The 26,365-nt window shown below is 69.8% G+C and carries 25 protein-coding genes and 1 pseudogene; 7 read left to right on the top strand and 19 right to left on the bottom strand.

Annotated elements, in window-relative coordinates:
• Window positions 1–3: 3 nt before the first annotated feature.
• The 8 genes and pseudogenes from pgi to QUE79_RS21540 all read right to left on the bottom strand — a co-directional run bounded on the left by pgi (window position 4) and on the right by QUE79_RS21540 (window position 6,615).
• On the bottom strand, window positions 4–1,731 hold the full coding sequence (gene pgi, locus QUE79_RS21575; RefSeq protein WP_286344866.1) for a glucose-6-phosphate isomerase: 1,728 nt from the start codon (window positions 1,729–1,731) through the stop codon (window positions 4–6).
• 194 nt (window positions 1,732–1,925) lie between these two features.
• A complete protein-coding gene (locus QUE79_RS21570) occupies window positions 1,926–2,537 on the bottom strand; it encodes a PepSY domain-containing protein (RefSeq protein ID WP_286344865.1) in 612 nt (203 codons plus the stop codon).
• 43 nt (window positions 2,538–2,580) lie between these two features.
• Window positions 2,581–3,906 (bottom strand): sensor histidine kinase, encoded by a 1,326-nt coding sequence (locus QUE79_RS21565; RefSeq protein WP_286344864.1) that lies wholly within the window; start codon window positions 3,904–3,906, stop codon window positions 2,581–2,583.
• Window positions 3,899–4,576 (bottom strand): response regulator transcription factor, encoded by a 678-nt coding sequence (locus QUE79_RS21560; protein ID WP_286344863.1) that lies wholly within the window; start codon window positions 4,574–4,576, stop codon window positions 3,899–3,901. The genes QUE79_RS21565 and QUE79_RS21560 overlap by 8 nt, the downstream gene beginning before the upstream one ends.
• Window positions 4,577–4,660: 84 nt before the next feature.
• Complete coding sequence (locus QUE79_RS21555; protein ID WP_286344862.1) at window positions 4,661–5,164, bottom strand: Gfo/Idh/MocA family protein; 504 nt, start codon at window positions 5,162–5,164, stop codon at window positions 4,661–4,663.
• Between the two features lie 200 nt (window positions 5,165–5,364).
• Window positions 5,365–5,469 (bottom strand): annotated as a pseudogene (locus QUE79_RS21550) (Gfo/Idh/MocA family oxidoreductase); the annotation flags it as partial.
• Between the two features lie 274 nt (window positions 5,470–5,743).
• The gene (locus QUE79_RS21545) at window positions 5,744–6,238 is read right to left on the bottom strand and encodes an SRPBCC family protein (RefSeq protein WP_286344861.1); all 495 of its coding nucleotides are present in this window, start codon (window positions 6,236–6,238) and stop codon (window positions 5,744–5,746) included.
• A complete protein-coding gene (locus QUE79_RS21540) occupies window positions 6,235–6,615 on the bottom strand; it encodes an ArsR/SmtB family transcription factor (protein ID WP_286344860.1) in 381 nt (126 codons plus the stop codon). Before QUE79_RS21540 ends, QUE79_RS21545 begins: the two co-directional genes overlap by 4 nt.
• A gap of 166 nt (window positions 6,616–6,781) precedes the next feature.
• On the opposite strand from QUE79_RS21540, the gene QUE79_RS21535 reads away from it, so the two are divergent.
• Together QUE79_RS21535 and QUE79_RS21530 are read left to right on the top strand one after the other, a co-directional pair.
• Window positions 6,782–8,389, top strand: a complete 1,608-nt coding sequence (locus QUE79_RS21535) for a carboxylesterase family protein (RefSeq protein WP_286344859.1) — start codon at window positions 6,782–6,784, stop codon at window positions 8,387–8,389.
• Window positions 8,390–9,334: 945 nt separating this feature from the next.
• Window positions 9,335–9,772 carry a TetR/AcrR family transcriptional regulator gene (locus tag QUE79_RS21530; RefSeq protein WP_286344858.1) on the top strand — a complete coding sequence of 146 codons (438 nt, stop codon included), beginning with the start codon at window positions 9,335–9,337 and terminating at the stop codon, window positions 9,770–9,772.
• A gap of 486 nt (window positions 9,773–10,258) precedes the next feature.
• Here QUE79_RS21530 and QUE79_RS21525 read toward each other — a convergent pair whose 3' ends face one another.
• Both QUE79_RS21525 and QUE79_RS21520 read right to left on the bottom strand, forming a co-directional pair.
• Window positions 10,259–12,802 (bottom strand): polynucleotide kinase-phosphatase, encoded by a 2,544-nt coding sequence (locus QUE79_RS21525; RefSeq protein ID WP_286344857.1) that lies wholly within the window; start codon window positions 12,800–12,802, stop codon window positions 10,259–10,261.
• Window positions 12,799–14,223 carry a 3' terminal RNA ribose 2'-O-methyltransferase Hen1 gene (locus QUE79_RS21520; RefSeq protein ID WP_286344856.1) on the bottom strand — a complete coding sequence of 475 codons (1,425 nt, stop codon included), beginning with the start codon at window positions 14,221–14,223 and terminating at the stop codon, window positions 12,799–12,801. Before QUE79_RS21520 ends, QUE79_RS21525 begins: the two co-directional genes overlap by 4 nt.
• 104 nt (window positions 14,224–14,327) lie before the next feature.
• Here QUE79_RS21520 and QUE79_RS21515 point away from each other — a divergent pair, with 104 nt between their 5' ends.
• The 5 genes from QUE79_RS21515 to QUE79_RS21495 all read left to right on the top strand — a co-directional run bounded on the left by QUE79_RS21515 (window position 14,328) and on the right by QUE79_RS21495 (window position 18,850).
• A complete protein-coding gene (locus QUE79_RS21515; protein WP_286344855.1) occupies window positions 14,328–14,690 on the top strand; it encodes a carboxymuconolactone decarboxylase family protein in 363 nt (120 codons plus the stop codon).
• Window positions 14,691–14,767: 77 nt separating this feature from the next.
• A complete protein-coding gene (locus QUE79_RS21510; RefSeq protein WP_286344854.1) occupies window positions 14,768–15,112 on the top strand; it encodes a hypothetical protein in 345 nt (114 codons plus the stop codon).
• A 128-nt stretch (window positions 15,113–15,240) separates the two neighbouring features.
• A complete protein-coding gene (locus QUE79_RS21505) occupies window positions 15,241–16,359 on the top strand; it encodes an acyltransferase (RefSeq protein ID WP_286344853.1) in 1,119 nt (372 codons plus the stop codon).
• A gap of 115 nt (window positions 16,360–16,474) precedes the next feature.
• Window positions 16,475–16,867 (top strand): hypothetical protein, encoded by a 393-nt coding sequence (locus QUE79_RS21500; RefSeq protein ID WP_286344852.1) that lies wholly within the window; start codon window positions 16,475–16,477, stop codon window positions 16,865–16,867.
• 237 nt (window positions 16,868–17,104) lie between these two features.
• On the top strand, window positions 17,105–18,850 hold the full coding sequence (locus QUE79_RS21495; RefSeq protein ID WP_286344851.1) for a glycoside hydrolase family 13 protein: 1,746 nt from the start codon (window positions 17,105–17,107) through the stop codon (window positions 18,848–18,850).
• 83 nt (window positions 18,851–18,933) lie between these two features.
• Here the strand turns inward: QUE79_RS21495 and QUE79_RS21490 are convergent, their stop codons facing one another.
• The 9 genes from QUE79_RS21490 to QUE79_RS21450 all read right to left on the bottom strand — a co-directional run bounded on the left by QUE79_RS21490 (window position 18,934) and on the right by QUE79_RS21450 (window position 26,199).
• The gene (locus QUE79_RS21490; protein ID WP_286344850.1) at window positions 18,934–19,374 is read right to left on the bottom strand and encodes a cation:proton antiporter domain-containing protein; all 441 of its coding nucleotides are present in this window, start codon (window positions 19,372–19,374) and stop codon (window positions 18,934–18,936) included.
• Entirely contained in the window at window positions 19,368–20,606 is a 1,239-nt protein-coding gene (locus QUE79_RS21485) for a cation:proton antiporter (RefSeq protein ID WP_286344849.1), read from the bottom strand. The genes QUE79_RS21490 and QUE79_RS21485 overlap by 7 nt, the downstream gene beginning before the upstream one ends.
• A 78-nt stretch (window positions 20,607–20,684) precedes the next feature.
• Window positions 20,685–22,004, bottom strand: a complete 1,320-nt coding sequence (locus QUE79_RS21480; RefSeq protein WP_286344848.1) for a family 1 glycosylhydrolase — start codon at window positions 22,002–22,004, stop codon at window positions 20,685–20,687.
• On the bottom strand, window positions 22,001–22,861 hold the full coding sequence (locus QUE79_RS21475) for a carbohydrate ABC transporter permease (RefSeq protein WP_286344847.1): 861 nt from the start codon (window positions 22,859–22,861) through the stop codon (window positions 22,001–22,003). Before QUE79_RS21475 ends, QUE79_RS21480 begins: the two co-directional genes overlap by 4 nt.
• Window positions 22,851–23,684, bottom strand: a complete 834-nt coding sequence (locus QUE79_RS21470) for a carbohydrate ABC transporter permease (RefSeq protein ID WP_286344846.1) — start codon at window positions 23,682–23,684, stop codon at window positions 22,851–22,853. Before QUE79_RS21470 ends, QUE79_RS21475 begins: the two co-directional genes overlap by 11 nt.
• A 121-nt stretch (window positions 23,685–23,805) precedes the next feature.
• Window positions 23,806–23,991, bottom strand: coding sequence for a hypothetical protein (locus QUE79_RS21465; RefSeq protein WP_286344845.1), 186 nt, complete (start codon window positions 23,989–23,991; stop codon window positions 23,806–23,808).
• Window positions 23,992–24,023: 32 nt separating this feature from the next.
• Entirely contained in the window at window positions 24,024–24,269 is a 246-nt protein-coding gene (locus QUE79_RS21460; RefSeq protein WP_286344844.1) for an extracellular solute-binding protein, read from the bottom strand.
• Entirely contained in the window at window positions 24,260–25,072 is an 813-nt protein-coding gene (locus tag QUE79_RS21455; RefSeq protein WP_286344843.1) for an extracellular solute-binding protein, read from the bottom strand. Before QUE79_RS21455 ends, QUE79_RS21460 begins: the two co-directional genes overlap by 10 nt.
• 71 nt (window positions 25,073–25,143) lie before the next feature.
• Window positions 25,144–26,199 (bottom strand): LacI family DNA-binding transcriptional regulator, encoded by a 1,056-nt coding sequence (locus tag QUE79_RS21450; protein WP_286344842.1) that lies wholly within the window; start codon window positions 26,197–26,199, stop codon window positions 25,144–25,146.
• Window positions 26,200–26,365 lie beyond the last annotated feature (166 nt).

Below are 26,365 nucleotides of genomic sequence, written 5' to 3'. Positions count from 1 at the left end.
GCGCTACTTGCGCAGCGCGAGGTATTTCTCGATGAGCGACTTGGTCGACGCGTCTTGCGAGTCGATGGCCGCTTGGTCGCCGGCGACGGCCGGGGTGACCTGGAGAGCGAGCTGCTTGCCGAGCTCGACACCCCACTGGTCGAAGGAGTCGATGCCCCAGATGGTGCCTTCGGTGAACACGATGTGCTCGTAGAGCGCGATGAGCTGACCGACGACGCTCGGCGTGAGGGCGGGCGCCAGGATCGACGACGTGGGCCGGTTTCCGCTGAACACACGGGCCGGAACGACGGACTCTTTCGTGCCCTCCGCGCGCACCTCGTCGGCCGTCTTGCCGAATGCGAGCGCTTTGGTCTGGGCGAAGAAGTTGGCCATGAACAGTTCGTGCACGTCTTGGCCGGGTTCGACCGCTGCCCCGTCGCCGGTCTCGTCTTTCAGCGCGTGCGCGGGGTTCGCGACGGCGATGAAGTCGGCCGGAATGAGGCGGGTGCCCTGGTGGATGAGCTGGTAGAACGCGTGCTGGCCATTGGTGCCGGGCTCGCCCCAGAAGATCTCGCCGGTGTCGGTCGTGACCGGCGAGCCGTCCCAGCGGACGCTCTTGCCGTTCGACTCCATCGTGAGCTGCTGGAGGTAGGCGGGGAACCGGTGCAGATACTGCGCGTACGGCAGGACCGCGTGGCTCTGGGCCCCGAGGAAGTTGGAGTACCAGACGTTCAGGAGACCCATGAGGACCGGGACGTTCTGCTCGAGCGGCGCGGTGCGCATGTGCTCGTCGATGGCGTGGAAGCCTGCGAGGAACTCGCGCCAGTTGTCGGGACCGATCGCGATGACGACCGAGGTACCGATGGCGGAGTCGACGGAGTAGCGGCCGCCCACCCAGTCCCAGAAGCCGAACGCGTTCTCGGGGTCGATGCCGAAGGCCTCGACCTTGTCGAGCGCGGTCGACACGGCGACGAAGTGCTTCGCGACCGCGTCTTTGCGGGCGGCGTCGGTGTCGGCGATCGCACCCGAGCCGGCGAGCCGGGCCCAGAGCCACTCGCGTGCGAGGCGCGCGTTGGTGAGGGTCTCGAGCGTGCCGAAGGTCTTGGACGCGACGATGAAGAGCGTGGTCTCAGGATCGAGGTCGGCCGTCTTCTCGTAGACGTCGGTCGGGTCGATGTTGGAGACGAAGCGGGCCTCGAGGCCCGGCTGGACGTAGGGCTTCAGGGCTTCGTAGACCATCACGGGCCCGAGGTCGGAGCCGCCGATGCCGATGTTGACGACGGTCTCGATGCGCTTGCCGGTCACACCGGTCCAGGCGCCGGACCGGACCTGCTCGGCGAAGGCGTAGACCTTGTCGAGGGTCTTGTGGACCTCGGCGTCGACGTCTTCTCCGTCGACGACGAACCCGGTCGGAGGCACGAGACCCTCGGTGCCTTCGGGGCGGCGCAGGGCGGTGTGAAGCACGGCACGATCTTCGGTGACGTTGATGTGCTCGCCCGTGATCATGGCCTGGTAGCGACCCGAGACGTCGGCGTCTTTCGCGACCTGCAGGAGGTGGCCCAGGATCTCTTCGGTCACCAGCCCCTTGGAGAGGTCGACGGTGAGGTCCGCGGCCTGGAACGTGTACCGCTCGGCCCGGTCGGCGTCGGAGGCGAACCAGCCGCGCAGGTCGGGGGAGAAGCCGTCGGCGATGCCGGCGAGCGCCTTCCAGGCGTCGGTCGAGGTGGGGTCAACGGGGGTGGATTCGGTCAAGGGGTCCTCCAGAACGCCTGAACAGTGCAGGGCTCGCGGCTCACGCAACGCTGCGAGGCGGGCCGCCTTCACTCTATTGCTGCGCCCGCGACTGCGGATAATCCTGTCCACAGGTTCGGCGGTGCTCCCGGACCGTCGGCGGCATCCACCCCGCGGCTGCGGGGCGCCGACCGGGACGACCACGGCCCGGGCGCTCAATCGTCGGTGTCGACGGCGTTCGTCACGACGTCGCCGGTGCCGGCGTCGAGGCGGATGCTGTGCTTGGTCCCGGCGGAGTCGATGACGTCGCCCTCCCAGACGGTCTTGCCGAGGTGGTCGTCGAGCCCGAGCTCGGCGACGGAGCCGTCGACCGTCTCGGTCAACGTCGCGGCGGCCTCCCGCGCGGTGACCGTGGCATCGCCGAGGAAGCGCTTGTTCTCGGCCAGGTCGTCGGCGTCGGTCGACTTCGAGGTCGGCCCGGCCGTCACGGTCGTGCCCGCCGCGTCGGTGTGGACCTCGTGCTCCGTGCCGTCGGCGCTGGCGACCAGGATCTCCCACGCGGAGCCGCCGCGTTCGCGTTCGATGGAAAGCAGTCGGCTCGACGGAACGGCGTCGAGAGCGGTGGCCGCCGCGGCGGTGAGAGCCGTGGCGTCGTCGCCCACGGCGCCGGCCGTCGGCCCGGCGGCCGAGGACGCCGAAGAGCTCGAGCCCGCACCCTGACCGTCTGACGGGGAGGAGCAGCCGGCGACCAGGAAGGCGCCCGACAGGGGAAGGAGGAGGGCGAGAGCGGTGCGGCGGACACGGGCGATGTTCGTGGTTTTCGTCATGGAAGAAGGGTGCCCCGCGGGTGCTTAACCCACCCTGAAGCGATCAGGCGGCCGCCGGGAGCGTGACCGCGAACGACGCACCGCCCGACTCGGCGGATGTCACGCTGATGGTTCCACCGTGAGCGCGCGCGACGGCTCGCGCGATCGCGAGGCCGAGGCCGGAGCCGCCACTGTCGCGATCGCGCCCCTCGTCGAGGCGGACGAAGCGGTCGAAGACGCGTTCGCGGTCGGCCGGGGCGATGCCGGGCCCGTCGTCGTCGACCGCGAGAGTCACCGCGGCGTCGGTCGAAGAGAGGTGGAGGTCGACGGTGTGCTCGGCGTGCCGGGCGGCGTTGTCGACGAGGTTCCTGATCAGCGTCGTGAGGAGCCGCTCGTCGCCCGACACCCGGGCCGGCCCGATGCCGGTCGTCGTGACGACGACGCCACCGAGGGCGCGCACCCTGGCAGCCTGGGCGAGGAGGAGGTCGTCGAGATCGACGGGCGCGAGACTGCCGGGGCCGTTCTCGTCGAGGCGGGTCAGTACCAGCAGGGACTCGACGAGGTCGTTCTGCCGGTCGCTTTCTGACAGGACGACGTCGGACAGCTCGGCCAGGCTCGTCGTCTGTGGGTGCAGCCGCGCGAGCTCGGCGTGCTGGCGGATCGTGGCCAGGGGCGACCGCAGCTCGTGCGAGGCGTCGGACACGAACTGCTGCTGCGCGCGCTGCGAGTCTTCGAGCCGCGCCAGCATGCCGTTGAGCGTGCGCGCCAGCCGATCGATCTCGTCGCCGGTGCCCGGCTCGTCGATGCGGGCGTGAAGGTTCGTCGCCCGAACGGATTCGGCATCGACCCGCATCCGTTCGACCGGACGGAGAGCTCTCCCGACGACGATCCAGGCGAGGACGCCCATCAGGACGACGAGGATCGGCAGCGCGCCGAGGAGGAGGCTCCGCACGGTCGCGACGGCGTCGTCGGCGTCGTCGAGCGATCCGCCGACGACCAGCACGGCCTCCCGGTCGGACCCGCCGATCTCGTCGAGGTCGTCGGAGACGAGCAGCCAACGCTCGTCGTCGCGGGTGACGATCGAGCCGTCGTGCTGGGGGAGCGGCGCACCGCCGGCGTCGTCGCCGTGGGCGACGACGGCGCCGTCGTCGTCCTGGAGCTGGACGAGGATGTCGTCGTCGTGCGCGTCGACGACGGAATCGCCCTCGGCTTCGACGCGGCCCGCGAGGGTCTCGAGCGACGTCTCGGCGTTGTTCTGCACGCCGTCGACGAGCGAATGCTCGAGCACGGCGATGAACGCGACGGACCCGGCGCCGCCGAGGACCAGCGCGATGACGACCACCGCCGCCGTCGCACGGAAGCGGATGGAACGACGCCTGGCGTCACGCATCGCCGGCTCTCAGGCGGTACCCGGCCCCGCGCACCGTCTCGATGGTGACGACGCCGAACGCTCGATCGACTTTCTGACGGAGGCGGACGAGGTAGACCTCGACGATGTTCGCGTCGCCGTCGAAATCGTCGTTCCAGACGTTGGCGATCACGTCGCGCTTGGAGACGACCTGGCCGGCGTTTCGAGCGAGGAACTCGAGCACCGAGAACTCGCGGCTGGTGAGGCTGATCTCGGTCTCGCCGCGCCAGGCCCGCCTGCTGCCGGGATCGACGCGCAGATCGCCGACCAGGAGCGAGACGGGGCGCTCGGGTGACCCGCGGCGGACGAGCGCCCGGATCCGCGCGACGAGGACGGGGAACGAGAACGGCTTCGTCACGTAATCGTCGGCACCCGTCTCGAGCGCCTCGACCTGGTCCCATTCGCCGTCTTTGGCGGTGAGCATCAGCACCGGGGTCCAGTTCTTCTCGCTGCGGAGCGTCTGGCAGACCGCCCACCCGCTCATCCCCGGCATCATGAGGTCGAGCAGGATCACGTCGTAGTCGTTCTCGCGAGCCCTCCACAGGCCGTCGACGCCGTCGTTCGCGACGTCGACGGCGAATCCCTCGGCTTCGAGCCCGCGCCGGACGCCCTCGGCCAGGCGCTTCTCGTCGTCGACCACCAGAACCCGCATGGGGTCAGCCTGCCCGAAAAGTGCTGAATCAGGGCTGAAGTCGCTCCACCGGACCGAGGGGTGAGACGCCGAGGCGCCGGCGAATCACGAGGTGATCGGCTCGGAGACGCCGGTGTGGAGCGACGTGGTCGCGGCTTCGGCGATGACCTGCGCCGTGAGGCCGTCGCGCAGGCTCGGAAGGCCCGACTGCAGGGCTCCACCCTTCTCGAGCGACTCGACGAAGGCTCCCAGGGCGGAAGCGTAGGTCGGACGGATCCGCTCGAACCAGCCCGGATGGAGGCCGTCCTCGACGACGCGGCCGTGCGAGTAGCGCGAGACGTGGCCGTCGCGCCGGCGTCGGGCCTCGGCCATGCCGGTCGATCCGACGACCTCGATGCGCTCGTCGTAGCCGTACCCGGTGCGGCGGATGCTGTCGATCTGCACCAGCGCGCCCGACGACAGCGTCAGCGTGACGACCGACGTGTCGACGTCGTCGTGCTCGCGCAGCCGCGGGTCCGACAGGGCCGAACCCGCGGCGAACACCGACACCGGCTCGAGGTCGGCGATCCACCGCGCCAGATCGAAGAAGTGCACCGTCTGGTCGCGCATCTGGCCGCCCGAGACGGCGATGTACTCGAGCGGGGGAGGGACGGACCGCGGGTCGACATCTGTACGAGCTCGACGTCGCCGATCTCGCCCGCCGCGACGATCCTGCGCAGTTCGGCGTAGTCACGGTCGTACCGGCGATTGAAGTCGACCATCACGCGCGCGCCGCGCTCCTCGGCGTAGGCGACGGTCTCGGCCGCGCGGGACAGGTCGAGGTCGATCGGCTTCTCGCAGAGGGCGGCGATGCCTTCTTCGGCGGCACGCCGGACGTGCTCGGCGTGGGTGTCGGTCGACGACGCGATGAACACGGCGTCGATGAGCTCAGGATCGAAGACCTCGTCGAGGAACGCGCCACCCCGGCCCCGAAGCGGCCGGCCAGAGCCGCGGCCCGGGTCGTGTCGACGTCGTAGATCAGGGCGAGGTCGACGCGAGGATCGGCTGCGAGGTTCTCAGCGTGGACGGTGCCGATGAAACCGGCGCCGAGGAGGGCGAAGCGCTGCATGTCGGTGGTCCTTCGTAGAGGAACGGGGCCCACCAGGTTCCCACGAGTCGCGAGCTCGGCGCGCGGCGCGCACGACTCTCTCAGTCGAGCAGGATCGCCTCGATCTGCCCCATCGCGAGAGCCATGCCCTCGCGCATGCCCATCTCGAGCAGTTTCTCGAGCTGATCGAGGCTCTCGAACCGGGTGACGGTGGTCATCCGGGTCTTGGTCGGGTCTCCGTTCAGAGGCTCGAGCGCGACCGAGCTGTGCGTCGTCGGCATCGACTCGTTCGGGACGCCGTCGGGGCCCGAGAAGCCGTCGTCGAACGTGAGCCCGTCTTTCGGTGTGACCGAGGTGAACTGCCACCAGCCACCGGATCGTTCGCCCTCCGGCCCGGTCATGTAGTAGTTCGAGCGCCCGCCGGGCACGGGGTCGTGGTCGACGAAGGTGGCCGGCCAGGTCGGCGGTCCCCACCAGCGCTCGAGCTGCCGCGGGTCGACCCAGAGCTCCCAGACGCGGGTGGGGCTCGCGTCGAACTCGGCCACGAAGGTCAGGGTGAGTTCGTCGGTGTCGATCGTCGAATCGATGGTGGTCATGGTGTCGGTCCTTTCGATGGGGGGTCGTTCTGAGTGGTGGTCTCGTCGTCTTCGGCGAGGAGGGCGTCCATCCTGCTGGCCCTGCCCGCCCAGAGATCTTGGTACTGCCGCAGCAGACGTTCGGCTCGGCCGAGGGTGCCCATGTCGCTGTGCACGATCTGCTCCCGCCCGTGTCGCTGCTTCGTGATGAGGTGCGCGCGCTCGAGCACGGCGACGTGCTTCTGCACCGCGGCGAAGCTCACGTCGTAGGCGCGGGCGAGCGTCGAGACCGATTGCTCTTCGTGGATCACGCGCTGCACGATGTCGCGCCGCGTGGCATCGGCCAGCGCGTGGAAGATCCGATCGATCTCGTCGTTCGTCAGTGTTTCTACAACCATTTGGTTGTACGTTAGCGCTCCGTTTCCGGCGGCGCAAGACCCCTGTCGAAGATCTCCGATCCCCGGCGCTGTGTGTCGCGTATCGGCACCGGCGAGACGACGTCGGCTGAGCCGGAGGCGAGGAGGGGCAGGATTGCGGGAGGACGATCCGAGAGACGAGGGCGCAATGACGGCAACGGGACGGAACACCGCACTGGACGAGGTCGAGACACGGGAGTTCGCCACACCGGGCGGCGTCGTCGTGGGACGAGTCGACGGCGACGTGGTCCGGATGGTCGGGGTGCCGTATGCGCGGGCCGGTCGATTCGAAGCGCCGGAGTCGTTGGCCGGGCCCGCAGGTGCTCCCGGGGATCCTGCGCCCTTCGAGGCTCTCGTCCGGGCGCCGGCGTGCCCGCAGCTGCCGTCCGCGGTGCTCGACGAGCTGCTGCCGGGCGCGGCCGACGGGCTCCTCGGGTCGGAGGACTGCCAGACGCTCACGATCACGGTCCCGTCCGATCTCGGTGCGGACGAGACGGTGCCCGTCATGGTGTGGATCCACGGCGGGTCGTACGTCACGGGTGCCGGCGACGTGCCGCTCTACGACTCCGGGTCGCTCGTGCGAGAGCAGCGGGTCATCGTCGTGAGCGTCACGCACCGTCTCGGTGTACTCGGGTTCTACGGCGACGGGAAGACGGTGCCCGCCAACCTGGGGCTGCTCGACATCGTGGCAGCGCTCGAGTGGGTGCAGCGATCGATCGCAGCCTTCGGAGGGGATCCTGCCCTCGTGACGCTCTTCGGGCAGTCGGCCGGCGGAGACGCTATCTCGCACCTGATGATCAGTGACGGCGCTCGCGGGCTGTTCCGCAGGGTCATCGTGCAGAGCGACCCGCTCGGGCTGATGAGAGGTCGAGGCCCCATGGTCGACGCCATGCTCGCGGCGACCGGAGTGCCTCGAAGCGATGCGACGGTCGACGAACTGCTGGCGTTGCAGCCGGTGGCCGAGAAGGCGGCGCTGCGGTTCGGGCTCAAGGGCGGGATGCCGTTCGGCGTGCAGTACGGGCACGCGCCGTTGCCGCCGGAGGACGAGGCCGCGACTGCCTGGCAGCAGGTCGCGCCCGAGATCGACGTGCTCATCGGAACCATGCGGGAGGAGACGGGCATGTACCTCGCCGTCCTGCCGCCGCTGCGCATCGCGACCGAGCTCCCGATCGTCGGGCGGGCGCTCCGGTGGCTCATCCTTCGCCCGACGACCGACAGGATCTACACCACCGACGCCAAGCGCTTCGCCGCGCGGCACCGGGCAGCCGGGGGCGCGCGACCCGGTACGAGATCCGGTGGTCACCCGCGGGCAGCAGGATCGGCGCGGGGCACGTGGGCGACCTCCCCTGCTGTTCGGCACCGAGGCGGCCTGGACGAAGACGGCGCTCGTGGGGCCGTCGGATTGGCCCGCGGTCGAGCAGCGCGGTCGAGCCCTGCGGAAGGCGTGGGCCGACTTCGCCCGGACCGGCCGGGTCGGCGCGACGAGCTTGCCGGCCTCGGAGGTCGAGTTCTTCCGCGACTGACCGGGACGGCCGCGCCCCGACGGCGAGGTCAGACGAGGGTGATGGTGGCGCCGGCGGCCTCGGCGAGGTCCGCACCGAACAGCGCGCCCGGCGTGAAGGCGCCCGGCTTGCCCTCGCCCCGCAGAAGCCGGAGGGCGACCTCCGCGAAGACGTCGGCCGTGAAGACCCCGGCGTCACCGGTCCGGAGCCAGGCCTCGCTCGTGGTGCCATCTGGCCACTCGGCTTCGGCGTGACCCCAGGTCGCGGTCCGTGCCATCGATCCCTCTTTGAGCTTGATCTTCGCGATCCTGCCCGACAGGAAAGCCGGTGCGCCGGGGATGCGGATCAGCACCCCGAGAATCGGCAGGATCACGCGGCGCACGACGGGGTTGGAGGGCGCGGCCATCGACGCTGCCACGACGGCCTCTGCCCCGCTGGCGCGCCAGGCGGCGAACAGGTCGCCGCTGGCGCCGCCGCCCGTGAAGAGCGAGTCGCCCTCGGGAGTGACGATCGTTCTCGGGTGCGACGCCGTGGCGGAACGGACCAGCGACCCGCCTCGCACCTCTCGTCCGCCGAAGCGAATCACCTCGACGACGCTTCCGGCGAGTGCTGCCCCCAGCGGCCCGGCCGCCAGTGCGAGCGTCGGCAGCGAATCGACTCGCACGCGCGCCGGCCGGGGGCGGCCTTCGCAGAGGCGCAGGATCGCGGCCTCCGTCCCCATCACTCCGTAGCCCGCGCCCTTCACGAGGGTCTGCCCCTTCCGCTTGGCTCGCTCGTCGAGGCCGAAGACGTCTTCGAACCCCGAGAACTCGTTCGAGATGTCGACGTAGTGCGTGCCGTCGGGGAGCGCCTCGGAGACCTGTCGGCTCGTGGTCGCGAAGGGGCCGACGGTGTTGACCACGACCCGCGGGGGATCCTGCGCCAGGCGCCTGAGGTTCTCGTCGAGGGAACCGACGCTGACGCGCGGCCGACCGCCGAGCTCTCCCGCGAGGGCGTCGAGGGTCGAGCGGGACCGCCCCGCGAGAACCAGGTCGACGCCTTCCCGGTCGAGGCGGGCGGCGACGTCGCGACCGGTGCGACCGGTTGCTCCGAGAATCCAGATGTCGTTGGTCATGCGTTCTCACTTCTTCAGCTTGATGACATTGCGTGTCATCACAGTAGTCCTGATGGCACGCAATGTCATCATCTAGACTCGAACCATGGCGCGATGGGAACCCGGGGCTCACGAGCGGCTGCGTCGCGCGGCCCTCGAGCTCTTCGTCGAGCAGGGCTTCGCCGCGACGACGGTCCCGCAGATCACCGCCCGCGCCGGGCTGACCACGCGCACGTTCTTCCGGCACTTCGCCGACAAGCGCGAGGTGCTGTTCGGCGGCGAGGCCGACGTGCCGCAGCTTGCGGCGCGAATGATCGCCGAGGCGCCCGACTTCGAGAACCCGCTCGACGTCATCGCGGCCGCCCTCGACGGCGTCGCCTCTGCCCAGTTCTCCATCGGGCCGGCCGCAGTGCGGCTGCGCAGGACGGTCATCGAGTCCGACGAGGGTCTCCGGGAACGAGAGCTCCGCAAGATGTCGACCCTGTCGACTGCCATCCGCGAGGGATTCGAGGCGCGCGGTGTCGACTCCTCACCGCCGCTCTGACCGCGGAGGTCACCACCACCGTCTTCAGCGTCTCCCTCGAGCGCTGGCTGGCCGGCCCCGACGACGTCGCGCTGGCCGGGCTCCTGCGTGAGACGCTGGCCGCACTCCGGGCGCTCCTCGCCGCCTGACGTCCGGCTGGCGCGCGCCCTGGCGCGCGGCTCGGTCGCGGCGTCGAGGTCGCGGTTGGGCCGCCCGCCCCGTGCTAGCGCCGGGCGGAGCGGCGGTCTCGCGCACCGTTCCGAGATGCGCACGGCGCCCCGATTCGCGGCTCAGGGGGCGCTCTCCGCGCCGAGTGGGCCGCGGAGCGGGTATGTCACCGCCGCTCTCCGCGCCGAGTGAGCCGCGAAGCGCGGTACGTCGCCGCCGCTCTCCGCGCCGAGCCCGCGCTCGGGCCGGGCGAACGGCACGCCTCCGCGATGCGCACGGCGCCCCGATTCGCGGCTCAGGAGGCGCTCTCTGCGCCGAGTGGGCTGCGGAGCGGGTATGTCACAGCCTCGGATCCACCGGCTCCGACTCCAGTGCCAGTACTCCGAACACGGCCTGGTGCACGCGCCACAGGGGCTCGCCGGCGACGAACCGCTCGACGGCTTCGACGCCGAGCGCGTACTCGCGCAGTGCCATCGAGCGTTTGTGTCCGACGTCGCGGTCGCGGAGTCTCGCCAGGTTCTCGGGTTCGAGGTAGTCGGGTCCGTAGATGATCCGCAGGTACTCCGCGCCGCGCACCTTGATCCCGGGCTGAGCCAGCGATTTCGTACCCCGCGTCAGTCCGGCGAGGGGCTTCACGACCATGCCTTCGCCGCCGGCGGCGGTCAGTTGCTCCCACCAGGTCACCGCGGCGGCTTCCGAGTCGGTGGAGGCCAGATCGACCTCGAGACGCCTCGTCGCCCGGACGAACGCGGGATCGGCGGCGACCAGGCGGTCCGCGATCGACAGGTGCCAGGCGTGATCCTGCCCCAGATGGCTCTTCCCCTCGGAGGCGAGCAGTTGGAACGGGGCGAGCTGCACCCCGTCGAGGCCGGACGAAGGTGCGCTGTAGCGGCGGTAGGCGTCGCGGTAGGCGAAGGCGTCGGCGGACCGTCGGCGCGTGCGATCGAGGACCTCCCCGACGTCGGAGCCCCGAGCGGCGGCCCGCTCGAGCACCCGCACGGCCGCCGGTAGGGCGGCCGTGGCGGCGGCTCCGACGCTGGCGTACTGGTCGCGGATCATCGAGCCCGCCTTGAGCGACCACGGCAGCAGCTCGGCGTCGAACAGCAGCCACGACGTCTCGAGTTCGTCCCACAGGCCGGCGGTCGACGCGGCAGCGTCGAGCCGCGCGAGGAACGCGTCGGTCGTCGCCTCGTCGAAGAAGGCTCGGCCGGTGCGCGTGTGGACGGCTCCGCGCCAGCCCTCGGGGGCTCCGAAGGGCGCAGGATCCCGGGTCAGCAGCACGACGGCACGCGACCCCATGTGCTTCTCTTCGCAGATGACGCCGGGCAGGCCGTCTTTGCGGTACGACGCGAACGCCTCCGCGGGATGCTCGAGCAGGGCGCCGGAGGCTGCGGTGTGCGGCGGACTCATCGTCGGCGGCAGGTAGACGAGCCGCCGAGGATCGGTGGCGAAACGGCTCATGACCTCGAGCGCGCCGGCCGCGTTGTCCTCTCGAATCCCGACCTTGCCGAAGACCCGCGTTTCGACGATCTGCTTTCCGAGGACGTCGTCGATCCGGAGCAGCGAGTCGTCCCGCTCGGACCCCGACGAACCACGGAACCCGCGCCCGAGCGGCGCCACCGGCTCGTACCAGACCTGTTCGGCCGGCACGTCGACGACCTCGCGCTCGGGGTAGCGCAGCGCCGACAGCTTGCCGCCGAACACACAGCCGGTGTCGAGGCACATCGTGTTGTTGATCCACTCGGCGTCGAGCGTGGGCGTGTGGCCGTAGAGGACGGTCGCGGTGCCGCGGTACTCGTCGGCCCAGGGCAGCCGCACGGGCAGGCCGTACTCGTCGGTCTCGCCGGTGGTGTCTCCGTAGAGCGCGAACGACCGCACGCGGCCGGAGGCCCGGCCCTGGTACTTCTCGATGAGCCCGGCGTGCACGACGACGAGCTTGCCGTCGTCGAGCACGAGGTGCGACACGAGGTCGTGGCCGAACGTCTCGACCTCGCGGCGGAACTCGTCGGTCTCGCCGGCGAGTTGGGCGAGCGTCTCGGCGAGACCGTGGCTGGTCTGCACCTTCTTGCCCTGCAGCGCGCGGACGAGCTTCGACTCGTGGTTGCCGGGCACCGCGAAGGCGTGCCCGGCGCCGACCATGCCCATCACCAGGCGCAGCACCCCCGGGGTGTCCGGCCCGCGGTCGACGAGGTCGCCGAGGAAGATCGCGCGGCGGCCCTCGGGGTGCGCGGCGTCGATCGGTCGCCCCAGCTCGTCGCGGGTCAGCGAGTACCCGAGCTTCTCGAGCAGTGCTTCGAGCTCGGAGCGGCAGCCGTGCACGTCGCCGATGGCGTCGAACGGCCCGCGCTCTTCGCGTCTGTCGTTGAGGAGCGGTTCGCGGACGAACGAGGCCGAGGCGATCTCGTCGAGCCCGCGCAGCACGTGCACGCGCCGGAATCCCTCCTTGCCGAGGAACTTGAGCGACCGGCGCAGCTGGTCGTGCTGCCGCTTGACGACAGCCGCGCCGAAGTTCCGGTCGGGACGTGCGGCGTTCCGAGCGACGCAGACGCTTTCGGGCACGTCGAGCACCACCGCGACCGGCAGGACGTCGTGCTCCCGAGCCAGCGCGACGAACGAGCGTCGAGCCTCGGCCTGGACGTTCGTGGCGTCGACGACGGTCAGCAGCCCGGCGTCGAGCCGCTTGCCGGCCACGAAGCGGAGCGATTCGAAGGCCGCGGCCGTGGCCGCCTGATCGTTCTCGTCGTTCGACACGAGACCCCGGAAGAAATCGCTCGACAGCGTCTCGAACGGCCCGAAGTGCTCGGCCGCGAAGGTCGACTTGCCCGAGCCGGAGACGCCGACGAGCACGACGAGCGACATGTCGGGGAGGGTGAGGCGAGTCATCGGGCGATCTTTCGGAAGAGGGCGAGCTGGGTGGGGGAGCCGAGGGCAGGATCCACGTCGCCCACGGTCCGGTACTCGACGACGTAGCCCGTGCGCTCCGCCACGCCCGAAGCCCAGGCGGCGAACTCGGCGCGCGACCATTCGAAGCGGTGGTCGGGGTGGCGGAAGGCCCCGGCGGGAAGCGACTCGAAGAGGGCGTTGTAGTCGCCGTTCGGCGTCGTGACGACGACGGACCCCGGCGCGGCCGTCGCGAAGACCGACGCCTCGAGGGCCGGCAGCCGCTCGGGGTCGACGTGTTCGATGACCTCCATCAGCACGATGGCGTCGAGCCCGGCGAGCCGGTCGTCGGTGTAGGTGACCGACGACTGTACGAGACGGATCCTGTCGCGCTGGCGGTCACTCGCCTCGCGGAGGTTCAGGCGGCGCTCGGCCTTCGCGAGGACCCGCGCCGACACGTCGGTGCCGATGAGGGACGTGATCGCAGGATCCGCGGCGAGTCTCGTCAGCAGAGCTCCTTCGCCGCAGCCGACGTCGGCGACGGTGTGTGCGCCGACGTCCGAGAGCGCCTGGAGAACCGCTTCGGCGCGCTGGGGTGCCAGCGGCCGGGGGCGGGAGGCGGTTTCGTCGAGGGGAGTCTCCCCGGATCCTGCGCCCTCGTCCGCTGTGTCGAGGAGCCGTGCCGTCGCGTCGAGCCGGTCGGCGGCATCGTTCACGAGTGACCGCTGGTGCGCGAGGTAGCGTCGCGTGATCAGGTCACGCTCGGGATGGTCGGGCAGCCAGCCCTCGCCCGCGCGCAGCAGCTTGCCGACCTCGTCGTCGGACACCCAGTAGTGCTTCGAGTCGTCGAGCACGGGGAGGAGCACGTAGAGGTGCCGCAGGGCCTCGCTGAGGCGCACCTCGCCGGTGAGCACCAGGTCGACATAGGGGGAGTCGCCCCACTGCGGGAAGGCCGGGTCGAGCGGGATCGGCGTCTCGGTCACTCGCCAGCCGAGCGGCGCGAACAGGCGTGTCACGAGCCCCGCCCGGTCGGAGCCTCGCGCGGGCAGAGCCGCCACGGTGATCTCGAGGGGCAGCGGAGCGGCGGCGAGCTCCGGCAACGTCTCGCTCTTTCCGCCCATGGCCGTGCGGAACACCTGCCCGAGGGCGACGGCGACCATCGACGACGACGCGTACGGGCGATCGTTGACGTAGCGTGCGAGGCTGCCGTCGTCGCTGCCGCGGAACCGCTTGTCGCGCACGAGACCGATCGCGTCGACTTCGAGGAGAAGAGCGACGGTGCAGCGCTCGTCGCTCACCTCCGGGTAGAAGACGTGCGCCGTTCCGACGCTGAGGTCGAACGACTGGGCCCTGTCGGGGTGTTTGCGCAGCAGGTGGCTGAGGTCGGAGGCCTGCGGCGCGGTCGAGGTGACGGTGGCGAGCACGGGTTCCTTTTCGTGTCGGGTGGGCGTTCTTCCCACTCTAGGTGCGTGACGTCCTGTGACGCGGCCCCGCGAACGGACCGCCCGGGAGTGACACGATCGACGCTATGAGCGACTACTTCGACCGTGAGAAAGACAAGACCTACACGAAGGTCTACAAGAAGACGACGCCGGACATCCTGGAGAAGTTCGCCGCTTTCGACGCCGCGGTGTTCCAGGAGCAGGGTCGCGAGATCCCGCTGAAGTACCGCGAGCTCATCGCGCTCGCCGTCGGGATCACGACCCAGTGCGTCTACTGCATCGACGCGCACAGCCAGAACGCCGTCAAGGCCGGAGCCTCCGAAGCGGAGCTCTCCGAGGCGGCCTGGGTGGCGACTGCGATTCGGGCGGGCGGCGGCTACGCACATGGACGACTCGCCTTCAAGCTCGGCGGCGCGTCCGAGCACGGCGCCGAGGGCCACTCGCACTGACACCGCCGTCGTCGGGCTCCGCGGCGGGCCCTGACCGGGCTCGGGACGCTCGTGGACGGCACCGCTAGGATCGCGCCATGGCTGCTCTCTTCTTCGTCATCGGTGCCGTGATCGTCACCATCATCGCGTCGCTGATCTTCGCGCGAGTGCCCGGGCGCTCCGGTGCGGTCACCCGCTCGGACGCCGCCGGCGTCGACGGCGTCGATGGGGGCGAAGACGAGGCCGAGGTCGAAGCCGAAACGGAAGCCGAGGAGGCCGACGTGGCGGACGACGACGACGCCGACGAGCTCCGCGCCGACGACCTGGCACGCGACGACCTGGCGCGCGACGAGGCCGACGCGCAGGTGTCGGCCGACGCCGAAGCGGGCCGCGCCGCCGCCCCCGACAGCCGGCGTCGCAACTCGCCGCACTCGCCGCTCTGAGCGGGCGAGCGGCGCGCGGGCGACGAGTGAGCGGGCGAGGGGTTCGCGGCCGAGGAGGCCGCCCGACCGGCCGACCCGGCAGTCCGCGTCGCCCAGGCCCGTCAAAGCTCGCTCGGTAGACTCGCAGGATGCCCTCCGCCCCGCGCCTGTACGAGATCGACGTGGTCCGGATCCTGACCTTCGCCTGCGTCATCGGCGTCCACACGACGAGTCACACGGCCGCTGCCGACGACGTCGGTCTGTACGGGCTGCTGGCACTGCTGCACTTCACTCGCGAGGTCTTCTTCGCCCTGACGGCGTTCGTTCTCGCCTACAGCTACTTCAGCAGGCCCCGCCCGTTCGTGCGGACCGTTCCGCGACGCCTGCTGCTCGTGGCGGTGCCGTACGTCGCGTGGTCGCTCATCTACTTCGTCTCGAGCAACCTCCGGTCGCCGCACTACACGTTCGGCGAAGCGGTCGTCTCGTTCCTGCAGCACCTGGTCGAGGGCACCGCCTGGTACCACCTCTACTTCCTGCTGGTGACGATGCAGGTCTACGTCCTGTTCCCCGTCTTCCTCTGGATCATCGAGAAGACCAAGGGCCGACACGTCCTGCTGCTGGCGGTCACCGGCGCCTACCAGCTCGTGTTCACCTGGTTCCTCCGCTACTCGCCCGACAGTCTCGGCTGGGTCTCGGAGAACCCGAAGAGCCTCTTCGTCACCTACCTGTTCTTCGTCTTCCTCGGCGCGATCTGCGCCTACCACGCCCGAGACTTCCTCCTCTGGGTGCGAGCGCACCGCCCGCTCATCGGCGTCCTGACCGCGGCGTGCGGGGTGGCGCTGCTCGTGTTCTTCGGTGTCTCCGTGGCGTCGGGCGTCAGCCTGTACCGCTCCGGCACTCCGCTCCAGCCCGTCCTGATGGTGTGGTCGGTGTTCGTCGGTCTGGGCTTCCTGGCCCTGGGCACCTGGTGGTCCGACCGGAGGAACCCCGAGAGCAGGATCGCCCGCGCCGTCACGGTCGTCTCCGACCGCTCGTTCGGCATCTTCCTCGCCCACCCCATGGTCCTCTGGCTTCTCCTGTGGGTCGGCGGCGGCTGGGTTCCCGCCCACGTCCCGAAACCGTGGCTCACGCTCGTGGCGTACGTGGTCGTGGTCCTGCTGGCCTACGTCATCTCGACGGTGGCGCGCCGCACCCCCGCCAGCCTCGCGCTGGCCGGGCGGCCGTTCAAGCGGGCGCCGAAACCTGCTGTCGAACCCGTCTCCGGGTGACCCGCGGCCCCCTAACGGATGGCACCTGAAAGTGGACGCGCGGCCGCCGGCCGACGCTCCATAACCTGAGGACGTGCGCAGGATCCTGCGCTCCCGACCTCCGAAGGGCACGTCCATGCAGCAGAGCACCCGCCTCGTCTCCGGCGTCCCGGCGTATACCTGGGCGCTGGCCACCGTGCTGGCGGCGGTCCTCGCCGCTGTCGGCTTCGTCTCGCTCATCGGCACCCTGCTCGCCCTGGCCTCGGGTGCGACGACCGGTCTCGACGCTGCGATCCTGCCCGTCGTCGTGCTCTTCCTCGGCCTGGTCGGCCTTCCGCTCTGCCGGGTGGCGCTGCCGCGCGTCATGGCTCGCGAGACGGCTGCGGGCTACACGACGGTGCCCTTCTTCTCGGGCGAGCTGCCTCTCGTCGACCCGCGCGACGGCCGCGAGCTCATCGCCGCGGGGGCGCTCGTGCCCCGCAGCTACCGCGTCAGCCTGCGCCCGGCGCGCCGTCACGCGCTGGTCTGAACCGGGCCCGCCGCCCGCCCGACCCGCCCGCCCTGCCCGACCCGCCCGCCCCTCCCGCCCCTCCTTAAATCGAAGGGGATTCTCGCGATTCGGGCTCCGAGCCGCTCGAGGGCTGCCGCAACTCGAGAATCCCCTTCGATTTCGGGAGGGGCTCCCGGGGCGCAGGCGGCGCCCACCTCAGCGGGCGCAGGCGGCGCGCACCACACCACCCGCAGAACCACGTCCTAGGCTCGACGGGTGAGTCAGAACGAAGAAGTCCTAATCCCCGCTCCCGCCTGGTGGACCAAGGCCGTCGTCTACCAGATCTACCCCCGCAGCTTCGCCGACTCCAACGGCGACGGAATCGGCGACCTCGGCGGCATCCGCGCCCACCTCGACCATCTGCAGCAGCTCGGCGTCGACGTCGTCTGGCTGTCGCCGATCTACCGGTCGCCGCAGGCCGACAACGGCTACGACATCAGCGACTACCAAGACATCGACCCCCTGTTCGGCACCCTGGACGAGTTCGACCTCCTGCTCGCCGAGATGCACGAGCGCGGCATCAAGCTCGTGATGGACCTCGTCGTGAACCACACGAGCGACGAGCACGCCTGGTTCGTGGAGGCGAAGCGGGGGCCGGACAGCCCGAAGCGCGACTGGTACGTCTGGCGCGACGGGACCGCTCGCCCGGCGCTGGCCGACGGCACGCCCGCGCCGGTGGAGCCCAATCTCTGGCGCAGCGCCTTCTCCGGTCCGGCCTGGACGAAGCCGGCGGGTGACGACCAGTACTACCTGCACCTCTTCGCCGCCAAGCAGCCCGACCTCAACTGGGAGAACCCGGACGTCCGCGACGCCGTCTTCGACATGATGAACTGGTGGCTCGACCGCGGCGTCGACGGCTTCCGGATGGACGTCATCAACCACATCGCCAAGATCCAGCAGGATCTCCGCGGCGACAGCACCGGCTTCCAGATGGGGCCGCAGATCCACGACTACCTCCAGGAGATGAACCGCCGCGTCTTCGCCGGCCGCGATGCCGACCTCATCACCGTCGGCGAGATGCCCGGCGTCACGGTCGACGACGCGCGCCTCTTCACCGGGGTCGATCGCCTGGAGCTCGACATGGTGTTCCAGTTCGAGCACGTCGGCCTCGACCACGGCCCTGCCTCCAAGTTCGACAACGTCGAGCTGGACCTCCGCGACCTCAAGCGTTCGCTCTCCCGCTGGCAGACCGGCCTCGCCGACCAGGGCTGGAACAGCCTCTACCTCGGCAATCACGACCAGCCGCGCTCGCTCTCGCGCTTCGGGGACGACGGGCAAGCCGACGACGACCGAGCCGACGACGGGCAAGCCGACGACGACCGTTACCGCTACGAGTCCGCGACTCTCCTGGCGACGATCCTGCATCTTCATCGGGGCACGCCGTACGTCTATCAGGGCGACGAGATCGGGATGACCAACGCCGGCTTCCAGCGGATCGACCAGTACCAGGACATCGAGACGCTCAACTGGTTCGCCGAGCAGAAGGCTTCGGGTCGCGACGAAGCCGACCTGCTGGAGATCCTGCGGTTCCGATCCCGCGACAACGCGCGTACGCCCGTCCAGTGGACGCCCGGCGCGCAAGCCGGTTTCACCGAGGGCACCCCGTGGCTCGAGGTGAACCCGAATCACGACACGATCAACGTCGAGACCGACCGTTCCCGGGGCGACAGCTCGGTCTTCGAGTACTACCGTCGGCTGATCGCCCTCCGGCACGAGTCGCCGCTCGTCGCGCTGGGCGAGTTCGCTCTGCTCGAGCCGGAGCACCCGACCCTGTACGCCTTCACCCGCTCCGACGACGACGGTCGTCTGCTCGTCGCGGGCAATTTCTCGGGGTCGGAGCTCGAGGCGCCGCTGCTCCTCGAGGGCCCGTGGGGCGCAGGATCACTGCTGATCGGCAACTACGCGGAGGCGGGCGCCGCAGCCGTGCTCCGCCCGTGGGAAGTGCGCGTCGTTCTCGCCTGACCCGCTCGGCCGATCCACCCGGTCAGCGTCGGTCCAGTCGCGCGAGTGGATCGACGTCGATCGCCTGGACCCGCTCGGCGAGGTCAGGAGTCCGGGCCGCCGCGCAGCGTGATCGCGATCTGGTCGGCGTCGAGCACGGTGAGCGCGCTGCCGAGGACCTCCGCGTCGAAGGTTCCGTCGTCGCGGGCGTCGAGGAGGGCGTTGCGCTGAGCGTCGATCACCGCCATCCGCGTCGCCTTGTCGAAGTGGCCCTCGGCGCCCCGCTCGCTGATCACCTTCTCGCTCGCGGTCCGGAGCACGTCCATCATCTTCGTGCGTTCCTCGAACTCCTCGGACGGGTCGGCGACCGCCGGCTTGAGGAGCTTCACGAACCAGCCGATCGTGCCGCCCTGGATCAACAGGGAGCCTGCCGCCACGGCGAAGGCGATGAAGATCAGCAGGTTGCGGTGAGGGACGCCCTGCGCGGGGAGAGTCTGCGCCGCGGCCAGCGTGACCGCACCGCGCATGCCGGCCCAGATCAGCACGGTGCCTTCCTTCCAGCCGAGGGGGCCTTCAGGTAGTACTCGATGTCGGCCAGCCCGCGGACGAGACGCGTCGTGAACTGGCTGAGTCGCCCGGGATCCTGCTCGGCCCGCTCGAATCGGTCGCGGCCGCCCGGCGGACCTTTCTCGTCGCCCTGGATCATCGGCTCGCCCTTGTCGAGGCGATCCTTCATCGTCGCGAAGCGGTCCTTCGCTTCGGTGTACCGGCGCGCCCGTGCCGTGAGACCGCGCATGAGGAGCCCCACGTAGACGGCGCGGACCAGCAGCGTCACGACGAAGGCGCCCGCGGCGATGACGGCCGCGGCGACGATGCCGATCGAGTCGTGCTGGAGATCCTGCACGATCCCGGACATCTGCAGCCCCATCATGAGGAACAGGGCGCCCTCCAGGACCAGCTCGACCGTGCGCCAGTTCTGCGCGTCGGAGAGTCGGTGCTCGGGGGTCAGGACGCGAGGCGCACCGCGCCCGGTGACCAGGCCGGCGACGACGGCGGCGACCAGACCGCTGGCCTGCAGGGCCTCAGCCGGGAGGGACGCCACGAAGGGGACGGCGAAGCCGATGACGGTGTTGACCGTCGCGTCGCTGACCCGGGCCCGGACCCAGAGGTTGACCTTGCCGACCAGGAAGCCGATACCGACGGCGATGAGGACCGAGTAGACGAAGTTGCCCGCCGCACCCCAGAACGAGAACGACAGGGCGGCCGCCGAGATGGCGGCCTTGAGCAGCACGAGGGCCGTCGCGTCGTTGAGCAGCGATTCCCCCTCGAGGATCGACACGGCCCGCGGTGAGACGCCGATCTTCTTGATGATCGACGTCGCCACCGCGTCGGTCGGGCTGATGACGGCGCCGAGGGCGATTCCCCAGGGCAGCGGCAGCCCTGGAATCGCCCAGGAGAAGAACAGCCCCAGGATCACGGCGCTCGCGATCACGAGGACGACCGAGAGCCCGCCGATGGCTGCGAACTCGCGGCGGAAGTTCATCGCCGGCATCGACACCGACGACGAGTAGAGCAGGGGAGGCAGGACGCCGAGGAGCAGGAGTTCGGGATTCGACTGGAAATTCGGGATCATCGGGATCAGACCGACCCCGATGCCGATCACGACGAGGAGGAGTGGTGTCGCCACGCCCACCTTCGGACCGAACGCCGTCGCGGCGGCGATGGCCAGGACGGCGATCACCAGGACGGCGATCACCTCGATCATCAGCTCTGTCATGTGCCACCCCTTCCGGCAGGCCTGCCCGACCGACCCAGGCTAGCGACAGCGACCGGTCCGGCGCAGGCGGCTCCGCCCTCAGGCGCTGAGGTCGTCGATCACGTCGGCTCCGGCGGCGCGCGTGCGGGCCGCGAAGCCGTCGGCGGCAGCCGTGGGGACGCGGGCCAGCGTGCCGTCCTCCTGCTCGTCGAGCCGGATCAGCCCCATGCGCCGGAGGTAGGGCGACTTCGACGCGGTGCTCGACGAGCGCGCCTCGACCAGGCCGTCGTCGACCTGGAACTCCTCGACGTTGCGGCCTCCGGAGGCGAAGGACCAGTCGACGAAGTCGAAGACCGGCCACCAGGTGTAGCCGCGCACGTCGACCCCCTCCGCCACGAGCGCCCGGACCGCGTCGATCGACGCGTCGACCCATGCCGCTCGCACGTCGTCGTCGCCTTCGATGCTCGTCTCGGTGACGACGAGCGGCAGCCGGTAGCGCTCGGCGAACGTGCGCAGCGTCGCCGCGAGCCCCTCCGCCCAGCGGTTCGTCGCGACCTGCGACACCTGGCCCTCGGCGTCGACGAGAGTGCGCGGCGAGAGGTCCGGGTAGTAGTTGACGCCCATCAGATCGATTCGCGCAGGATCCCGGGTCAGTCGGTCCAGGCGCTCGGCGGTGGCTCCCTGGCTGACCAGCCAGTCGTAGAGCTCGTGTTCGGGAGTAACCCGTCCGAGCAGCAGGTCGGTCGGCAGAGTGCCGATCGACTCGAGGTGGGTGGCGAGGTCGCCCAGGTGCGGGGCCCCTGCGGCGTACAGGGCCGATGCCTCGACGTGCACGACGACCGCCTCCGGGTTCGCCGCGCGGATGGCTTCGATCGAGCGCGCCATTCCTTCGACGATCCCCAGGACGACGGTGGCCCAGCCGTCCCAGCCCGTGAGGGCAGGCGGCCAGACTCCGCGGAGACCGCAGAACGAGGCCGTGGTCACCGGCTCGTTGAGGGGCGTGATGTGGTCGACCAGGCCGCGGTAGCGCTCGGCGAAGGCTCCGGCGAACTCCGCGACGGCGTCGGGATAGCGCGGGTCGGCGAACGAGTCGTCGAGCCAGGTCGGGGTGCCGTAGTGCACCAGGTCGGCTATCACGGTCAGCCCGAGGTCTTCGGTCGCGTACGCGAGGCGTTCGTCGAGGACCGCCCAGTCGAACTCGTGCGGTGCCGTGTGGACGCGTGGCCAATTGACGCCGTAGCGCAGAGCCGTGACGCCGAGTTCCTGCACCGTGTCGAGGTCGCTCCGCCAGTGCAGCGAGTGCTCCGTCAGGTCGTACTCGTCGAGCGCCTCCATGGCGAAGCGCGCGGGCGGGTAGACGCAGGTGTCTTCGATGCCGGCCACCCAGGTCAGGGTGCCGCGCTCGAACGCCGCGCTCACTTCAGACCCGTCGTGGCGACTCCGGCGACGAAGTACTTCTGAGCGAAGAAGAAGCCGAGCGCGATGGGCAGCAGTGAGATGGTGGCACCCGCGAGCAGGACGGCGTGATCGGTGACGTGCTGACCGCCGAAGAGAGTGAGCCCGGCCGGCAGCGTCAGCATGGTCGGCGAACTGGTCACGACGAGCGGCCAGAGCAGATCGTTCCAGAGATTCATGAAGTTCAGGATCGCGACGGTGGCGAGAGCGGGTTTGGCCAGCGGGAGGATGACCTGCCAGTAGATCCGGACGTGCCCGGCGCCGTCGATCCTGGCCGCCTCGTCGAGCTCCGCGGGGATGCTGATGAAGAACTGGCGCAGCAGGAAGATGCCGAAGGCGCTCGTCGCCCGCGGGACGATCAGCCCCTGGTAGGTGTTCAGCCAACCGAAGTGGAACAGCTCGATGAACACGGGGATCAGCGTCACCTGGAACGGCACCATCAGGGTCGCGATCACGAGGACGAACGCGACGTTCCGGCCCCGGAAGCGCAGACGCGCCAGGGCGTAGGCGCACATCGAGTCGAACAGCAGACAGGCCGCCGTGGTCACGCCCGCGAAGACGAACGAGTTGACCAGCAGGCGGACGAAGGGCAGCTGCTGCCAGACGCCGATGTAGCCGTGCAGGGTCCAGCTGGTCGGGAACAGGCTCGCCGGGTTGTGGAACAGGTCGGACTCGCTCCGGAACGAGCCGGACACCATCCAGACGAAGGGGACGAGAGCGACCACGACTCCGATGCCGAGCAGGATCCACTTGAACACGGCGGCCAGCGTGGCCGACGGCTTGGCCGGTCGGCGACGGGCGACGGAGACGTCAGTCGACATCGTTGTACCTGAACACTTTCAGTTGGAGGGCGGAGATCAGCATGATGATCGCGAACAGCACCCACGAGATCGCCGACGCGTAGCCGGTCTGGAAGTTCACGAAGCCGTCCCGGTAGAGCAGGTTCACGAGCGTGTCCGTGTGGAAGACGGGTCCGCCGTCGGTCATCACGTAGACGAGGTCGAAGACCTGCAGCGACTGGATCGTCAGGATCATGGTCGTGAACAGCATCGTCGGACGGATGCTCGGGATCGTGATGAAGCGGGTGAGCTGCCAGGTGCCGGCGCCGTCGAGTCGGCCGGCCTCGTAGCGTTCCTGCGGAACGCCCTTCAGGCCGGCGACGAACAGGATCATCGCGAAGCCGACGTTCTTCCAGATGTCGACGAAGATCACCGAGGGGAGGGCCAGCGACGTCGACTGGAGCCAGTGGACGGGCGTGATTCCGAACACCTGCGACAGGCCGCCGACGAGTCCGATGTCGGGGTCGAGCAGGAACTTCCAGACGAGCCCGATCGAGACGAGCGAGACGATCGTCGGGAAGAAGAAGATCGACCGCACGAGCCGCGTGATCAGCGTGTCGCGGAGGAGCAGGAGCCCCGTGCCGAGACCGAGGGCGAGGAGCAGGACGACGGACACCACGGTGAAGACGATCGTGATCCCGAGGGCGTTCCAGAACTGGGGATCCTGGAAGAGCTTGGCGTAGTTGCCGAAGCCGACGAACTGCTGAGACACCGCTCCGATGGTCCAGTCGAAGAAGCTGTAGTAGAGCGACTGCAGGATCGGGAACAGGACGAAGACGCCGAGGATGAGGATGCTCGGGGCCATGAACAGCCACGCGGGCTGGAAGCGGATCCGGCGCCGACGCGGAGGCGCGACTCTGGTGGGGGCGGGCCGCGCCCCGCCCGCGCGAGGCGGGACGGAGCGCGGTCGGCGGTCTCGGTCGACATCAGGAGGAGCAGCCCGTCAGCGCGTCGATGGTCTTCCCGGTCGTCTCGGTCGAGGACGACACCGATTTGCCGCGCGTGATCTCGCCGATCAGCGGGACGTAGCCGTTGGAGTCGACCTGGGTCGCGTTCGGGACGTGCGGGAGGTAGAGACGGGAGTCGGGCACCTGGGAGGCGAACACGGACACGGTCGGGTCGGCCTTGAGCTTCGCGTCGTCGCTCAGGTCCGTGCGCAGCGGCGGGAATCCGGTCTGAAGGAGAACTTCTGCTGGACCGACTTGCTGGTCCAGTAGGCGAGGAACTCCTGCGCCTGCTTCGGGTACTTCGTCTTGGCCGAGATCGCGAGCGGTGCCGTCGAGCCGAGCGTCACGCTCGAACCGTCGACGCCGACGGGGATCGTCGCGATGCCGAGGTCGATTCCGGCCGCCTTGTAGCCCGGCGCAGCCCACGGGCCGTTCATCTCCATCGCGGCCTTGCCGGCCGAGAAGAGGAGTCGGCTTCGGCTCCGGTGAGACCGACGGGGGCGATCTTGTCCTTCACCACCAGGTCGCTCCAGGTCGACAGGCTCTTCTGCCCGGCAGCCGTCTGGAGAACGCTGCAGTTCTTGCCGTCGACGATGTCACCGCCGGACAGCCACTGCAGGATCGGCCACATCTGGATGGTCTGGTTGTCGGCGAGGGCGAGCCCGTACTGCTTCTGCCCCTTGTCGAGGGTGAGCTTCTGGGCGTCCTCCTGGAACTCCGCGACCGTGGTCGGCGCCGTGGTGATCCCGGCCGCCGCGAACTTCTTCTTGTTGTAGTAGAGGCTCAGCGTGGCGAAGTTGGCCGGGATGGCGTAGAGCTTGCCGTTGTAGGTGAACTCCTCGACCGTGCCGGGAGCGAGCTTCGACGTGTTGATCTTCGAGTCGCCGCTGCCGGTGTTCGTCAGCGGGAGGACCGAGTTGGTCTTGACGTACTGGGCGATGGCGTTCGGGTCGGAGCTCGGGGCGGCGATGTCGGGGCCCTGACCGGTGAGCCAGGCCGAGGGCAGTTTCTGGCCGATGGTGTCCCACGGCTGAACGGTCATCGTGACGTGGATGTCGGGGTGGGAGGCGTTGAAGTCCTTGACGATGGTGGCGTAGCCGGGGCGGTCGCCTCCGGTGAAGCCGGTCCAGACGCTGAGGTCGACTTTTCCTCCGCTGCCGGAGGCGCTGCTGCCGCCGGAACAGGCCGTCAGGGCGACGAGCGAGGCCGCTACGCCGAGCACGACGAAGGGGGATGTGACTTTCATGGGTGACTCTCCTTTGAGTGGGTGGTGCGGGTGGTGCTGTGGGCGCGTTCGAGAAGGACGATCGGTGGTGATCAGGCGGCCGGGCAGCCGCAGGAATCGCGCACGACGAGGTCGACGGGAAGGGTGAGGCGGTCCGGGCTGCCGCCCGAGCCGTCGATCACGCGGAAGAGTCGTTCGGTGGCCCGGCGTGCCATGTCCTCGGCGGGCGCCCGCATCGTGGTGATGCCGGGCGTGGTCACCCGCGACAGGCCGAAGTCGTCGAAGCCGACGATCGAGACGTCTCCGGGAACGCTCCGGCCCGCGGCCTTGAGGGCCTGCAGGCCGCCGAACGCCATGTCGTCGTTCGCGAAGACGATGCCGTCGACCCCGGTTCCTCGGCCGAGGAGCGACTCGACCGCCTGCCGGCCGGCGGCTTCGCTGAAGTCGCCTTCGAGCAGCCGGCCGTGCGCCCGACCGCCGCTCGCCTCGATGGCGTCGAGGAAGCCGATCCTGCGATCGATTCCCGTCTGGTGGTCGAGCGGACCGGTGACGTGCACCAGCTCCGTCCGGCCGTGCACGTCGAGGAGGTGCTCCGTCGCTCGCCGGCTGGCCGCGACGTCGTCGATTCCGACGGAGACGGCATCGGGCAGATAGGGGAAGTTGCCGATCAGCACCACGGGCAGGCCGCTGGCGACGAGCGCTTCGAGCCCGGGGTCGGTGACGGCCGCGCTCGTGACGATCGCGCCGTCGGCGCTCCGGGAGCGGACGACGCGCTGATAGGCGGCGACGTCGCCCGCCTCTTCGGTCGTGGTCGACAGGATCACCTGGACGTCGCGGGCGTTCGCGGCCGCGGAGATCCCGGTGAGCACGTGCATGAAGTAGCTGTGGCCGAGGACGTGCTGCGAGGTGTCCGGCACGATCAGCGCGACGGCCCCGGACCGCTGATTGCGGAGCGCGCGGCCCGCCGAGCTGGGGACGTAGCCGAGTTCGGCGGCGGCCTCGCGGATGGCTTGACGGGTCTTCTCGCTGATCCTGCCGTGACCGCCGAGGGCCATCGAGGCGGCCGACGACGTGACTCCGACGCGCTCGGCGACGTCCTTGAGCGTGACCGAGGGGCGGCCCGACGAGGTGCGCGTGTTCCGGGGCATCCTGGTCTCCTTCGTCCTGCGCTTCATCGTTAAAGCGACTGAACAGAGTTCTACGTGCTTAATCGATAAAGCACAACACCGACTTTTCGGGCGGTCGGACCGGCTCTCAGAAGGGACTACCGTGGACGGTGAATTCGAGCGAAGACGACGAACCCACGCCTTGACA

Source organism: Frondihabitans sucicola, from assembly GCF_030296615.1.
GTDB classification, from domain to species: Bacteria; Actinomycetota; Actinomycetes; order Actinomycetales; family Microbacteriaceae; genus Frondihabitans; species Frondihabitans sucicola.
Note: the sequence above shows the minus strand (reverse complement) of the source record. Positions and strands in the feature narration are given on the sequence as shown.

Excerpts from the sequence above, each read along its gene's own strand:
- QUE79_RS21535 (WP_286344859.1), top strand. The coding sequence starts at position 6,782 with ATGACGGCAACGGGACGGAACACCGCACTGGACGAGGTCGAGACACGG.
- QUE79_RS21475 (WP_286344847.1), bottom strand. The coding sequence starts at position 22,861 with ATGTCGACTGACGTCTCCGTCGCCCGTCGCCGACCGGCCAAGCCGTCG.
- QUE79_RS21555 (WP_286344862.1), bottom strand. The coding sequence starts at position 5,164 with ATGCGCGACCAGACGGTGCACTTCTTCGATCTGGCGCGGTGGATCGCC.
- QUE79_RS21540 (WP_286344860.1), bottom strand. The coding sequence starts at position 6,615 with ATGGTTGTAGAAACACTGACGAACGACGAGATCGATCGGATCTTCCAC.
- QUE79_RS21515 (WP_286344855.1), top strand. The coding sequence starts at position 14,328 with ATGAGCGACTACTTCGACCGTGAGAAAGACAAGACCTACACGAAGGTC.
- QUE79_RS21460 (WP_286344844.1), bottom strand. The coding sequence starts at position 24,269 with ATGGAGATGAACGGCCCGTGGGCTGCGCCGGGCTACAAGGCGGCCGGA.
- QUE79_RS21510 (WP_286344854.1), top strand. The coding sequence starts at position 14,768 with ATGGCTGCTCTCTTCTTCGTCATCGGTGCCGTGATCGTCACCATCATC.
- QUE79_RS21505 (WP_286344853.1), top strand. The coding sequence starts at position 15,241 with ATGCCCTCCGCCCCGCGCCTGTACGAGATCGACGTGGTCCGGATCCTG.
- QUE79_RS21485 (WP_286344849.1), bottom strand. The coding sequence starts at position 20,606 with ATGACAGAGCTGATGATCGAGGTGATCGCCGTCCTGGTGATCGCCGTC.
- QUE79_RS21530 (WP_286344858.1), top strand. The coding sequence starts at position 9,335 with ATGGCGCGATGGGAACCCGGGGCTCACGAGCGGCTGCGTCGCGCGGCC.
- QUE79_RS21545 (WP_286344861.1), bottom strand. The coding sequence starts at position 6,238 with ATGACCACCATCGATTCGACGATCGACACCGACGAACTCACCCTGACC.
- QUE79_RS21450 (WP_286344842.1), bottom strand. The coding sequence starts at position 26,199 with ATGCCCCGGAACACGCGCACCTCGTCGGGCCGCCCCTCGGTCACGCTC.
- QUE79_RS21500 (WP_286344852.1), top strand. The coding sequence starts at position 16,475 with ATGCAGCAGAGCACCCGCCTCGTCTCCGGCGTCCCGGCGTATACCTGG.
- QUE79_RS21565 (WP_286344864.1), bottom strand. The coding sequence starts at position 3,906 with ATGCGTGACGCCAGGCGTCGTTCCATCCGCTTCCGTGCGACGGCGGCG.
- QUE79_RS21455 (WP_286344843.1), bottom strand. The coding sequence starts at position 25,072 with ATGAAAGTCACATCCCCCTTCGTCGTGCTCGGCGTAGCGGCCTCGCTC.
- QUE79_RS21560 (WP_286344863.1), bottom strand. The coding sequence starts at position 4,576 with ATGCGGGTTCTGGTGGTCGACGACGAGAAGCGCCTGGCCGAGGGCGTC.
- QUE79_RS21570 (WP_286344865.1), bottom strand. The coding sequence starts at position 2,537 with ATGACGAAAACCACGAACATCGCCCGTGTCCGCCGCACCGCTCTCGCC.
- QUE79_RS21525 (WP_286344857.1), bottom strand. The coding sequence starts at position 12,802 with ATGACTCGCCTCACCCTCCCCGACATGTCGCTCGTCGTGCTCGTCGGC.
- QUE79_RS21470 (WP_286344846.1), bottom strand. The coding sequence starts at position 23,684 with ATGGCCCCGAGCATCCTCATCCTCGGCGTCTTCGTCCTGTTCCCGATC.